This is a genomic window from Janthinobacterium sp. GW823-FHT03B06 (assembly GCF_058796955.1).
Map to the genome: position 1 here is coordinate 193626 of NZ_JBXAJE010000001.1, position 12980 is coordinate 206605.

The following is a 12980-nucleotide window of genomic DNA, read 5'->3' on the forward strand; positions in this document are numbered from 1 at the left end:
TGTGCGCCATGGCCGAAGGCGCATGAAGACTGGTGCGGCGGGGCAAAGAGGGGGTATGCATTTTGACGCATTTTGACGCACTTTTAGCGGTTTTTGGTGTGAGTGGTGTGGCGACGTGGGAACGGTGTAGTTTTCGCGCTGCGCCGCGTCCTGGCGCGGTTCTGGCCCATGTATTGGCGTCTGCATTCTAAGCATCATTCATCTTCACGCCCTCGCATCATTGCCGAGTATTGGGGCCACAAGAACACTTGATACACTGTATGTGTATGCAGTATTTTATTCGGATGTAACTATGATTGTTAAAATATCGAAGGTGCGCCTTGCTGGCTCTTGTCGCAGATATCCAGGGCAACGTGCTGTTTTGCGCTATATTATAAGTTGGGCTAAATAAGGAATTTTCGAAAATGAAAGTAACAAACGCGTCTTGTGAATTAATTGATGTCGATGTGCCGTCTGTATTTATTCCGTTGTCTGATGATGATGCTACGAAAGTCTTTCTTTGGATAAAACGCTGGTATATTTTGCCAGAAGACGATAAGGCGAATGCTATAGATTGTGAAAAAGCAATAAAAACAGCGTTTGAAACGCTTGGGCTTGTTTTCAATACTAAAGTGTATGGTGAAGTAGAAATGGATAACCTGCGTGTCACTCACGTGGTTGGGGGAATTTCGTTGCCTGAAATAGTCTTTTCATTCGTGCCCCAAGGGATCCAACGAATGCCCTAAGACCATTTTAATTTGAGTAGGCAACTTGATTACAGTTCAAAGTTGCTAGAGTGAATCCTGTTATTTCAATAGGCGCTCGTTTGTGAGTGCTTTCGAGGTTCCAGGCTGCCAATTGGGCGCGGCCTGGACATTTGATTTTATCGTTTGAATAGAAAGCGTGCCGCGCAAAACCTGATAACATGAATTTGAGAGGTTTGCGTTTGCAGGCGCAACCCAGTTTTGTGGCAACGAGCTGTGCTAGCGAATGTTCCGAAAAACTCACTGATCATAGTGTTCACCCTAGCTTAACTGCCATATCTTCGGCACTCTCGTTGTAATAGACCTGAAGCATACGCAAATCCCTGTGGCCGACCATGCGCGCCAGGTCCAGCACGTTCAGTTTTTTTGCCAATCGCGTGATGGCCGCATGCCGGCTGTCATGGAAGGTCAGCCCCTCGATGCACGATCGCTCGCGCGCTTTGCGGAATAGGGCATCGAGCGAGGCCGTGGAAATACCGAACAATGGCGCATCGCCGGAGTCCGGCAGCAGCGCCAGTAGTTCCAGCGCGCGCGTCGATAGCGGTACGTCTCGCCGCACGCCGTTTTTATTGATCGTGGCGGGGAGGCGGGCGACGGCGCCATCAACCCAGGCAGGCATCAGCCCGCATATTTCTCCGGCCCGCATCGCTGTCTCGATGGCGAAGAGGTAGGCGACTGCCACGGCCTGGCTCTTCGTCGTCACCGGCTCGTCGGTAAAACCAAGTGCGTTGCACAGGCGCTCGATTTCATCATCGGTTGGAATGCGTTCGCGTGCGGCGGCAGGTTTGGGGCGGCGCACGTCGCTGGTCGGACTGTCCGCAAGCCATTTCCATTCCTTGCGCGCAGTGGTGAATACGTGCGACAGCAAGTTCAGCTCACGATTCACGGTAGCGCCACTTACCTTGCTTTCCCCGGTCATGCGCTGATCGCGCCAGGCGCCGAGCAGTTCAGGTGTTACGTTGGCCAGCTTGATATCTTTGATTTTCACGCCGCCAATGACCACTTCGCCGATGGCGTTGAGGCGCAGCCTTTCCCAGCGCTCGCCGCGCTTGTGGATGGAGACTTCTTCCAGGTACCTGTCGAATGCGTCGCCGCAGCTTTTCCCGATGACGATGCCACTGTCGGCGCCGCGCCGGATTTCGGTTTCGCGTTCCGACGCCCAGGCCGCAGCCTCGGCCTTGGTGCTGAATGTTTTAGATTCCCGTGTGCCGTGGATGGCGATCTCTGCCCGCCAACCGCCAACCCGTTTCCTGAATGAAGCCATGCATCCCTCTCGTTGAGGCGTAATCATGGCGTAAATTTGGCGTAATCGCTACTGGTTTTTGTCGGGTTTAATATGGATTAATAGAAATCTCGGGACGTAAAAAAAGCCACTAACCCGTTGATTTTATTGGGTTTAATGGCTTTTTTGATGTTTCTGAATTCTGTGCGCTGGTGCCCGGAGCCGGAATCGAACCGGCACGCCCTTACAGGCGGGAGATTTTAAGTCTCCAGTGTCTACCAGTTTCACCATCCGGGCAGCGCGGCGAGATTCTAGCACAGGTGATGTGTATTACGCCATCTTGTGCCTGAGCGATGGGCCAGCATCAATGGCCTGTTATCAGCTTCCCGCCATCAAAACACTGCCTTGAACTGCACCCCATACGTGCGCGGTTCGTTGACGATGCCTGTCAGGTTGTCGAAATCGATCGCGCCCAGCGACTGGATCTGGTTGGTGATGTTGCGGCCGTACGCGGAGAGTTCGTATTTGTCCCATTTGTAGCCGACACGCAAACCGCCTTCGAGCAGTTCCTTGGCCTTGTATTCCTTCGCTTCATACAGGAAGAAGTTGTAGCTGGTGCGGTAGGCCCAGTCCGTGTAGGCGTAGAACTCGCCATTGGCGACGGGAATGCTGTACTTTAATGTGAAGTTGGTTTGCCATTCCGGCGCGCGCGGCAGCGGGTTGCCGTCGATGTAGGCCGTGCCCTTGAACGGGCCCAGCGGGTCGGTCACGGTGCAGCCGCTGGCCGGGTTGTTTTGCGCGTTGCCGCAGCTTTGCACGAACAGCTTCTTGTCCTGGATTTCCGTGTAGTTGTAGCTGCCGCCCAGGGTCATGCTGAGCGAATCGCTGAGGTTCGCCTGGAAATCGAGTTCCACGCCGCGGCCCGTGGCCTTGTCTGCGTTGATCAGCTGGTTCATGTTGACGGCGCCGCTGCCGGCCGTCAGTTGCTTGTCCTTCACGCGGTACTGGAATATGGCCAGGCTCAGGCGCGCTCGCTTGTCGAACAGGTCCTGCTTTATGCCCGCCTCGACGGACAGCGCTTTCTCGGCGCCCGCAAACGAAGGCCGGTCGGCCAGGCCGTTCAGGCGGCCCTGCATCGACGGCGCGCGGTAGCCGGTGGCGATGCGCGCGTAGGCATTCGTTTCCGGCGTGAGTACATAGGTGCCGCTCAAATCCCAGCTGACGTTGTGCGAGGTGTCGTGCAAGTCGAAGGGGCCGGCCGTGGTCGCCTCCACCCGCTTGGCGGAGAAATCCTTCTTGTCGGTCGTGTAGCGCAGGCCGGCGCGCAGTTTCAGGGTGTCCGAGACCGTGTAGTTGAGCGAGCCGAACGTCGCGTACGACTTCGAGCTCTGGTTTTGCGTGGCGTAGTTCGGGCTTTGCGGGTTGCCGGGCGCCAGGCTGTTGAAGCCGATGCTGTCGATCTGGATATCTTCCTTGAAGTAGAACAGGCCGGCTATCCATTGCAGCGGGCCGCGGGCAGACGACTCGGCGCGGAATTCCTGCGAAATCTGCTTGTGGTTGGGGATCACGTCGGCCGTTTCCACGACGAACGGGATGAAGCCGGGGCCCATCGGCGGCGCGGACACGGCGCCATAGCCGCCGTCGACGTCGGCGCGGCTGTAGAAATCGAGCTTTTCGTAGCCGGTGATCGAATGCAAGGTGACGCCGGGCAAGTCCCATTTCAGGCGCATGCTGGCGCCCTTGGTTTTCAGGTGCTGGCGGTTGATGCCGTCGGTCGGGTAGTTGTCGTAATCAAAGCCCTCGACGAGGTCGTTCGTGCCCTGTTTCAGGATATTCGCGCGGAACAGGGTGGCCGTGCCGTCGAGATTGCGCGCGTGCACGTTGAACAGCGCCGTGAAGTCGCGCGTGGGCTTGACCAATACCTGCAGGCGGGCGGCGCTGTCTTCATAGCCTTCGAAGTCGCGCGTGCCGGTGGGGCGCGGGTTGTGCACGCGGTCGTCGCGGCGCTGCGTCTGGCCGGAAAAGCGCAGGGCGACCGTGTCGCTGACGGGCACGTTGAACGCCCCTTCCAGGTTCTTCATGCCATCCTTGCCGAAGCCGCCGCTCAGGTAGCCTTCCGTCTTGAAGACGGGCTTGGCGGAATCGAACTTGATCACGCCGGCTGGCGAGTTACGGCCGAACAAGGTGCCTTGCGGGCCGCGCAGCACTTCGACCTGATCCACGTCAAACACGGGAAAGCCCTTGAGCATGGCGTTTTCCTGCACTACGTCATCCATCACCAGGCCCACGGGCTGCGAGGCGTTCAGGTCGAAGTCGGTATTGCCCAGGCCGCGAATGTAGAAGCGGGGGAAGGTGCGGCCGTAATCCGATTCGACGGAGACGCTGGGCGAGCGGCTGTTGAGGAAGCGGATGTCGGCGCCGCCGGCCGTCAGCGTGTCGAGCTTGTCGCCTTTCAAGGTGGCGATGGACATGGGCACGTCCTTGATGTTTTCCGCGCGCCGCTGCGCCGTCACGATCACCGTTTCCAGCTGGCCAGGACCGGTCTGTGCCGCCGGCGCGGCAGGCGCGTCGGCGGCTGGCGCCGGGACGCTATCCTGTGCCATCGCCTGCAGCGGAAAGGCGGCGCTGATTGCCAGGGCAATCAGGGTGTGGCGTACTGTGCTGGCATGCGGTGTCATCATGAAACGGCTCCTGTCGGTCAAGGTTGTTGGGGGCATGCAAGCTGGCGCTGGCCAGCTGAACGAAAAATCATGCTAGCACGGGAAATTTTGGTATTCATGCCATTTTCCAACGATGGCTATTCATATCCGTTTCGACTCAATACGCGAATAAAATCGTATTTGTCGTCACTATCTGGCGGGTGCATAGTGGAGTGCCGGCAGGCTTGTGCGGGAACAAAATAGGCTGGACAAGACGACGAGGTTTCCTGCGGCGGCGCAAAAAAGCATGCGCCATTTCGGCGTAGTAGCGAGATCCGGGGCGGCACAAATACAACAGTTGCCGCGGATTTTTTATGTGAGGGGCGTGTTGTTGCAACGCGACAGGGGAGGCCGGCTGCGGCTCTCCCCTGTGCGTGTGAAGCGGGGCATGCGTGGCTGCATGCCTCTATGTGCTTAAAACTCTTCCCAGTCGCCGGCCGTCACGGCTTCCGCTTGCGCCGCACGGGGTTTTGCCGGCGCGGCCTGGCGCTTGGCGGGGCTGCTGGCCGCTGCTGCCGGTACCAGGCGCAGCGGCTTGTGGCTGGCGCGTGCCGGTGCTGGCGCCGGTGCGGGTGCCGCCAGATGGCTGTCATGCGTCTTGAAGATGCTCACGGTTTCCACCAGGTGGCCGGCCTGCTCGCGCAGCGATTCGGCCGCCGCCGCCGCTTCTTCCACCAGCGAGGCGTTTTGCTGCGTGACGCTATCCATCTGCGCCACCGCCTGATTGATCTGCTCGATTCCTGCGGACTGTTCCTGGCTGGCCACCGTGATTTCAGCGATGATGTTGCTGACGCGGGCGACGCTGGCGACCACCTCGGACATCGTCGTGCCCGCTTGCGCCGCCAGCCTGGAGCCCGCATCGACGCGGCTGACGGAATCGTCGATCAGCGCCTTGATTTCCTTGGCTGCGCTGGCGCTGCGCTGGGCCAGGCCGCGCACTTCGGTCGCCACGACGGCGAAGCCGCGGCCCTGTTCGCCGGCACGTGCCGCTTCCACGGCGGCATTCAGGGCCAGGATATTGGTCTGGAAGGCGATGCCGTCGATGACGCTGATGATGTCGACAATCTTGCGCGACGATTCGCTGATCAGGTCCATGGTGCCCATCACTTGCCCCACCACGGCGCCACCCTTGCTGGCGACGTCCGATGCCGTCGTGGCCAGCACATTGGCTTCGCGGGCATTTTCCGCATTCTTGCGCACGGTGCTGGTGAGCTCTTCCATTGACGAAGCGGTTTCTTCCAGCGAACTGGCTTGCTGTTCCGTGCGCAGCGACAGATCGCTATTGCCGCTGGAAATTTCCGCGGCGGCAAGGGAAACGGTGTCGGAATCCTGGCGCACGGACGACACTACCGTGGTCAGCGACTCCTGCATGCGCTGCAGCGCCGACAGCACGCTGGCGGTATCGTGCGGTGCAACGTTGAGTTTGCCTGTCAGGTCGCCGCCGGCCAGCAGGCTGACGGCGTCGCACAGCTGCTTCGGTTCTGCGCCCAGCGCCTTGAGCAGGCTGCGTGTGATGAGCCAGCCCGCCAGGGCTGCCAGCACGATGGACAGCAGGCTGGCGCCGATGAGAATATTCCTGTTGAGCGTGTAACGCTCGTTGTCTTCCTGCAAGATGGCGGTAGAGCGCTGGTCCGTCAGGGCGAAATATTCATCGCTGGCGGCGACGAGGGCGGCCAGCAGCGGGCGGCATTCCTCATTCATCTTGACGATGGCCTGGTCGGTTTTCTTTTGCAGCGCCAGGTCCACGATAGCCATCGCTACGGGAGAATAGCGTTTTTCGATGCCGTCTATCTTGTTGACTATGGCGCGCACTTCATCCGATACCTCAGGCTGCTGTGTCAGCTGCAGCAGATGCTGCATGTTCTTGACGACCTCGGCCTGCGCCTGCAAGACCTGTTTGCGTTCGATCTCCAGGTCTTCCGGCTTGGTGACGAGCACCAGATTCCTGGCCGCCACGGCACGCATGTCGATTGCGTCACGTACGCGGTGCGCCGTATTGGCGCGGGCGGTGATGCCGTTGACATACTGGTCAAAACTGGCGTTGAAGTTGGAAAAGCTCCGCACGGACAGGATCGATATGCCGATGAGGAAAAAGACCAGCAGGCCGAAAGCCAGAGTGAGCTGGGTGCGTACGGTGAATTTGTCCATAATGTCTCTCCAAAATACGTGGTGATGATTAGAAAGGGGGCTTGCGTGAGACCGGTGGCAGGCGCTTGCCTGGCGACGGGTCGAGTCCTACGCAGTGCTTTTCTATCCAGAACACGGATTCGTGGTGCAAGGATGGAATTAATTTAAAAAACCGATTTCAATAATTTATTTGTTTTATTTATTAAATTCATTGTTGCACAAAAAATTCATTAAATCAATGATATTTTGCGTGTCAAAAAACAACTTTCGGCATGGATGCTGGTTCCTGCGCCGTTTGATCGGGCGCAGGACAGTATCTTCGGGGAGGTGGATCAGCCGGGAATGGGCGTGCCCTGGTGAAAAATCATTTGCCAGCGGCCATCGCGCCATTTCCACAAGGAACTGCGCAAGCTGGCGCTGGCGGGCAGGGTGCCGTTGGCGTGGCGTTGCGAGCGGTAGGTAACCAAGGCAACATCGTCCGCCAGCAAGCGGGCCTGAAAATCGTGGATGCTGCGCTGGCAAAAGTCTTCCACCGGCAAGTCCGCCAGGGTTGCCGCGCGCGTCCAGAGATTGCCCGAGCTGCCGAACTCGACGAAGTCGTCAGCCAGCAGGGCCGCCAGCCTGGCCCTGTCGGCGCGCACCGCCTGGCTTTGCAGCGCCGCTTCCAGCGCCTGCAGCTGCGCCGCCAGGCTGTCCTGCTGAGTATCCCGCGCGTCATCCATTGGCAAGATCTTCAGATAGGAAATGCGCCCGCGCCCGATACATTCAGGCAGGCGACCTTGTCGCTGGAAAAGTACTTGATTTGTCCCAGGCCGATGGCGTAGCAGCCGTCGCTGAGCGGGGAAATGGGGCCGGTGAGTTTTTCACCGCCGACCAAGGTCACCACCCAGGGCGTGGTGGCCGGTTTGCCCGCGTGGGCCAGGGCGTGTTGTACCAGGTCTGACATGCTGCCTCCGTTGGAAATCAAAATCCGATGATAGCAGTGTCCGGTGTCGGATAGCCGCTGGATTGACGACAAGAGGGGCGGGCGCTTACGCGTCGGCCAGCAAGTTCTTTGGCAGGGCCACCGATACCAGCTTCCAGTGCCACAGGCCGTCGCGCGTCAGGGTCAGTTCGCCGATATGGCTTTTGCTGTGGGCGCGCTGCACCACCACGCTGTTCCACGAGGTGTAGCGCAGCCTGTAGTCGGGCTTGGTGTTGCGCTTGCGGCCGCTGATGTCGCTGACCTTGGCGATCGGGTTTTCGTAGCGGTCATTGAGCTTCATCAATGCGACGATGCCTTCGGGCATCAGCATGGTGTCGAGCAAGGGATCAATGACCTCGGGATTGATATCGTCGGCCACTTCCGGCGCCGAGAACAGGGTGTGCAGTTGCTGCCCCAGGCTGCCGCGCAACTGGGCCAGGTCGATCTGCGCGGCCAGCGCCTGCGTATCCTCGTCCATGGTGGCCGCGCGGATCTTGTTCATGGTGAAGTACGGGCTGCCATAGAAGACGCCGGCCAGCGCGACCAGTACCGCTACAGCGAGAAGCATCATTCTTTTCATCGTGCAATCTCTCGGATGCCTGGCGACCCGGTGCGCCTGAGGTGTTGGCATTCTACATAATATTTCCCAAAATCAATATGACGGTTTAGGTAAGTGTTGTTTTAGATCAAGTTTCTTTAGAGTAATTCCGGCGGCAGGGTAATGTCCATCAGTTTCCAGTCCCAGATGCCATGGCGGCGCAGCAGAAACTGGCTGGCGGCGGGGCCGGCGCCGCTGCGCCGCAGCACCACTTCATTCCACGAGCGGTACGCCATGCCGAAGTCGTGGCGCTTGCCATCAGCCCCCTGCTTGCCGTGCAAGATCAATACTGTGATGCCGGGCGGCGAGACGATGGTGTCGAGCATTTCCTTGAAATCATCGTCATTGGCCGTTTCGCCGCCCGCGCGCAGCTGGCGCGCCACGCTGGCGCGGATCGCAGGGAGGTCGGCCTGCTGCGCCAGGGTTTCCAGGCGCACGGATTTCGCTGCGATGCTGATGCGGTACATGGCGATGTAGGGGCTGACCCAGGTGAAGCCGATGGCGGCGACGGTAAAAATGATCGCGGTGGCGTACTTTCTTTTCATGCTATATCTGCCTGGGTCGCAGCTTGCCCGCGAGTGTCAGTAGCCGCCAATGATTTGGTATTCCAGGCCCTGATTTCCTGCGCTACGTACTTGGATCTTGATTTTCCTGAAGGTGATTTCCGCAGGAAAATTTGTGATCTCGAATGATAAATCTTGCGAAAACGACGGCCTTGCCAGGCTGCCCGCATACTCCCGGTAGGCAATGCGCAAAGTCTTATTGCTGTAGCCCTGATATAGCAATTGTGAATTGATGGACCTGTCGATAGGTGCAGTTTCCACTCCCGGGCCGAATTTGATGCCGGGGCTGACGTCTTCGTGCCACCACGCCAGATCGCCTGCGATCATCACCTGGTCCAGCAGGCCATCATTGTTTCGGTCGGCAAAACAGGCATTCTTGGTCATTCCGGGCAGCAGCATATTGAATACCTGCCGTTCAGTGCAGTAAGCAGGTTTTCCCTCGACATCGGCGCGGTACAGGAAGTCGCCCTCGATGACGGCTACACGTCCGCCGCCAATCGACACGGCGCGTCCATCGTAAATCTGATAGCCCGTTTTGCTTGTGTATTGAAATGTGGACAACAGTGCTTCACCGGAAGTGACCTTTGAAACGACATTCAGTTGCGGATCATGGCCGATGCGTTCCATCGTGCGGGTGGTCTCGCGCACTTCCATGGTGGCGCACCCGCTGAGTACCAGGGCAGCGATGGCGACGCGGCATAACTTTTTCATTGATTTCCTTGTTTGTCTTCGAAGCGCTCATACGCAAGCAGGCGCGAGTAAGGGGAAGGTCGTTAAATATTGCCAAATGATAAGTTCAGTTGCTTCTGAAGGAAAGGAAAAATGTGCTTTTTTCTGCCGTGACGAGCGATGGGGGACCTCGGTCAGCCTTATGGAGGGCGGATGGTGTAGCATTCGTGCCGGCGCGGACCATCGCGCCGCAATATTGAGGACAACCATGAATATCACTATCAATCAGGTGCTGCAGTCGTATATCGACCCGCTCACCGCCAACGAGTACGCGGCGCTCGAGCGCAGCCTGCTGGCCGAAGGCTGCCGCGATGCGCTGGTGTTGTGGAACGACGTGCTGATCGACGGGCATAACCGCTACGCCATCTGCCGCCAGCACGGCATCGAATTCAAGACCATACAGAACACCAGCTTTACCTCGCTTGACGACGTCATGCTGTGGATGATAGACAATCACCTGGCGCGCCGCAGCGTGTCGGACTTCCAGCGCGGCGTGCTGGCCTTGCGCAAGAAGGAAATCGTCGCCGCGCGCAGCCCGGCGCCCGTCAGCGCCCAGGACGCGCCCGATGGCGAAAACGCGCCCAAGCCTCCCATGAGCACGCGCGAAGAGGTGGCCAAGGCGGCCAGATTGAGCAGCAACCAGATCAGCCAGATCGAGAAGATCCAGAAGGCGGCCTCGCCGGAACTGGTGGAAGCCGTCCGTTCGGGCACGATCTCCATCAATGCGGCGGCCACCGTGGCATCGCTGCCGCCGGAAGAGCAGGTGGCGGCTGTCGCCGGCGGCAAAAAATTATTACGCCAAGCGGCCAAGGAAATCCGCGAACAGCGCGCCGCCACGCGCACGCCGCGCGAGCCGAAGGCGCCGCACGTGTCGCAGGATACGCCGGAGACGGGCAACGAACCGTGGGCGGAAAACGCGGCCCAGGCGCCGTCCGAAACGGAACGCCTGCGCGGCGAGATCGCCAGCTTGAAGCAGAAAGTGGCGCAGCTGCAGGCGGAAAATGTGGAGTTGAACCAGCGTATCGCCACCCTGATCGACGCATCCTGATATTGGAGTAGTGCATGCCAGTTCGCCGTGCCCTGTTCGCCGCCATCGCCTGCGGCATCGTTGCCGCTCCTCCCGCGCTGGCGGCGCCCGCCGCTTCCGTCACGGACATGGCCCGCTGGCAGACGCAGGCTGCCAACGTCAGCATCGCGCGCGACACCTGGGGCATTCCCCACGTGACGGGCAAGACGGATGCCGATGCCGTCTTCGGCCTGATGTATGCGCAGGCCGAAGACGATTTCCCCCGCGTGGAATTGAACTATATCAATGCCATGGGGCGGCTGGCGGAAGTGGAGGGCGAGCGGGAGCTGTACCGCGACCTGCGCATGAAGCTCTTCATCGATCCGCAGGAGCTGCAGGCGCAGTACCGCGCCAGCCCGGCGTGGCTGCAGAAACTCATGGATGCGTTTGCCGACGGCCTGAATTTTTACCTGGCCACGCATCCGCACGTCAAACCTCGCTTGATTACGCATTTCGAGCCGTGGATGGCCCTCAGTTTCAGCGAGGGCAGCATCGGCGGCGATATCGAATCGGTCAACCTGACGCAGCTCGAAGCGTTCTACGGCCAGCAGGCCAGGCCCGTCGCCATGGCGCTGGCCAGCGTGGAGACCAGGTTGGCGTCAGGTCTGGACCCCGAACCGAGCGGCTCGAACGGCTTCGCCATCGCGCCCGCCATCACGAAAAACGGCCATGCGCTGCTGATGATCAACCCGCACACCTCGTTCTACTTCCGTCCCGAAGTGCAGGTCACCAGCGGCGAAGGCTTGAACGCGTACGGCGCCGTCACCTGGGGCCAGTTCTTCGTTTACCAGGGTTTTAACGACCGCCTGGGCTGGATGCATACCTCGGGCGGCGGCGACGTCATCGACGAATACCTGGAAAGCATCGTCGACAAGGACGGCGCATGGTTCTACCGCTATGACGGCGGGCTGCGCCCTTTGAAAGCCGTGCCGATCACCGTGCCCTATAAACTGGCCGATGGCCGCATGGGATCGACAACCATCACCGTCTATTACAGCCACCACGGCCCCATCGTGCGCGCGCTGGACGGTAAATGGGTGGCCGTGCGCCTGATGAATGAACCGTTGAAGGCTTTGACGCAGTCGTACACGCGCACCAAGGCGCGCGATTACGCGGCCTTTTACAAGACGATGGAGCTGCGCACGAATTCGTCGAACAACACGGTGTATGCGGACGGGGATGGCAATATCGCCTACTTTCACGGCAATTTCATCCCCGTGCGCGACCCGCGCTTCAACTGGAAGCAGCCCGTCGACGGCAGCGACCCGGCCACGGAATGGAAGGGGCTGCACACGGTGGCGCAAACCATCACCTTGTTCAATCCGAAGAATGGCTGGATTCAGAACACGAACAACTGGCCGTATTCGGCGGCGGGCGCCAACAGCCCGCGCCAGCAGGACTATCCCGCCTACATGTCGGTCTACGGCGAAAACGCGCGCGGCCTGCATGCCGTCAAGATCTTCCAGAACAGGAAGGATTTCACGCTCGACAGCCTGATCGCCGCCTCCTACGACAGCGAACTGACGGCCTTCGAAGCGCTGCTGCCGCCGCTGTTCGCCGCCTACGATGCCCTGCCGGCGGGCGACGCGCAACAGCTGGCGCTGGCCGACAAGATCGCCTTGCTGCGGGCCTGGGACTGGCGCTACTCGCTGACGTCCACCTCCACCTCGCTGGCCGTGTTCTGGGGCCAGGAACTGGCCGAGCTGACGGGCAAGCAGGCGAGGGAACAAGGCGTGCCCGTGGTCGATTTTCTGGCGACGGACAAGGTCACGGCGGCGCAGCGGCTGGCTGCCCTGGCGACGGCGGCGGACAAACTGCAGCGCGATTTCGGTAGCTGGCAAACGCCGTGGGGCGAGATCAACCGCTTCCAGCGCCTGACGGGCGACGTGGTGCAGCCGTTCGACGATGCGCAAGCCAGCTTGCCCGTGCCTTACGCGTCGGGCAACTGGGGCGCGCTGGCCGCGTATGGACAGAGCAGCAAGAGCCGCACGAAACGCATCTACGGCGAACGCGGCAACAGCTTTGTCGCGGCCGTGGAATTCGGCCCCCGCATCAAGGCGAAAAGCATCCTCGCGGGCGGCCAGAGCGGCGACCCGAAGTCGCCGCACTTCCAGGACCAGGCGGCCATGTATGCGCGCGGCGAATTCAAGGAGGTGTTGTTTTATCCGGAGGACGTGGCGAAGCACCTGGAGCGCAGGTATCGGCCGGGGGAGTGAGGTTTGTGGTGTGTCGGATTACGCCCGGCGTTGCCGAGCTAATCCGACCTACC

General features: G+C 59.8%; 11 protein-coding genes and 1 tRNA gene. 3 read left to right on the forward strand and 9 right to left on the reverse strand.

Annotation, left to right across the window (positions count from 1 at the left end; translation table 11 throughout):
- Positions 1–404: 404 nt before the first annotated feature.
- Positions 405–725, forward strand: a complete 321-nt coding sequence (locus AC1RBA_RS00950; protein ID WP_492416071.1) for a hypothetical protein — start codon at positions 405–407, stop codon at positions 723–725.
- A 274-nt stretch (positions 726–999) separates the two neighbouring features.
- On the opposite strand, the gene AC1RBA_RS00955 is transcribed toward AC1RBA_RS00950, so the two are convergent.
- The 9 genes from AC1RBA_RS00955 to AC1RBA_RS00995 all read right to left on the reverse strand — a co-directional run bounded on the left by AC1RBA_RS00955 (position 1000) and on the right by AC1RBA_RS00995 (position 9627).
- Positions 1000–2007, reverse strand: coding sequence for a tyrosine-type recombinase/integrase (locus AC1RBA_RS00955; RefSeq protein ID WP_492416073.1), 1008 nt, complete (start codon positions 2005–2007; stop codon positions 1000–1002).
- 168 nt (positions 2008–2175) lie between these two features.
- Positions 2176–2262, reverse strand: a tRNA-Leu gene (locus AC1RBA_RS00960).
- Between the two features lie 95 nt (positions 2263–2357).
- A complete protein-coding gene (locus AC1RBA_RS00965; protein ID WP_492417156.1) occupies positions 2358–4643 on the reverse strand; it encodes a TonB-dependent receptor in 2286 nt (761 codons plus the stop codon).
- A 435-nt stretch (positions 4644–5078) separates the two neighbouring features.
- Positions 5079–6812, reverse strand: a complete 1734-nt coding sequence (locus AC1RBA_RS00970; protein WP_492416075.1) for a methyl-accepting chemotaxis protein — start codon at positions 6810–6812, stop codon at positions 5079–5081.
- Between the two features lie 311 nt (positions 6813–7123).
- On the reverse strand, positions 7124–7513 hold the full coding sequence (locus AC1RBA_RS00975; RefSeq protein WP_070222956.1) for a nuclear transport factor 2 family protein: 390 nt from the start codon (positions 7511–7513) through the stop codon (positions 7124–7126).
- A gap of 11 nt (positions 7514–7524) precedes the next feature.
- The gene (locus AC1RBA_RS00980) at positions 7525–7737 is read right to left on the reverse strand and encodes a hypothetical protein (protein WP_070222955.1); all 213 of its coding nucleotides are present in this window, start codon (positions 7735–7737) and stop codon (positions 7525–7527) included.
- 85 nt (positions 7738–7822) lie between these two features.
- Positions 7823–8326 carry a DUF2939 domain-containing protein gene (locus AC1RBA_RS00985; RefSeq protein ID WP_070222954.1) on the reverse strand — a complete coding sequence of 168 codons (504 nt, stop codon included), beginning with the start codon at positions 8324–8326 and terminating at the stop codon, positions 7823–7825.
- Between the two features lie 125 nt (positions 8327–8451).
- The gene (locus AC1RBA_RS00990; protein ID WP_492416077.1) at positions 8452–8898 is read right to left on the reverse strand and encodes a DUF2939 domain-containing protein; all 447 of its coding nucleotides are present in this window, start codon (positions 8896–8898) and stop codon (positions 8452–8454) included.
- Between the two features lie 36 nt (positions 8899–8934).
- On the reverse strand, positions 8935–9627 hold the full coding sequence (locus tag AC1RBA_RS00995) for a hypothetical protein (protein WP_492416079.1): 693 nt from the start codon (positions 9625–9627) through the stop codon (positions 8935–8937).
- A 226-nt stretch (positions 9628–9853) separates the two neighbouring features.
- On the opposite strand from AC1RBA_RS00995, the gene AC1RBA_RS01000 reads away from it, so the two are divergent.
- Together AC1RBA_RS01000 and AC1RBA_RS01005 are read left to right on the forward strand one after the other, a co-directional pair.
- Positions 9854–10693, forward strand: a complete 840-nt coding sequence (locus AC1RBA_RS01000; RefSeq protein WP_492416081.1) for a hypothetical protein — start codon at positions 9854–9856, stop codon at positions 10691–10693.
- Between the two features lie 14 nt (positions 10694–10707).
- On the forward strand, positions 10708–12927 hold the full coding sequence (locus tag AC1RBA_RS01005; RefSeq protein WP_492416083.1) for an acylase: 2220 nt from the start codon (positions 10708–10710) through the stop codon (positions 12925–12927).
- Positions 12928–12980 lie beyond the last annotated feature (53 nt).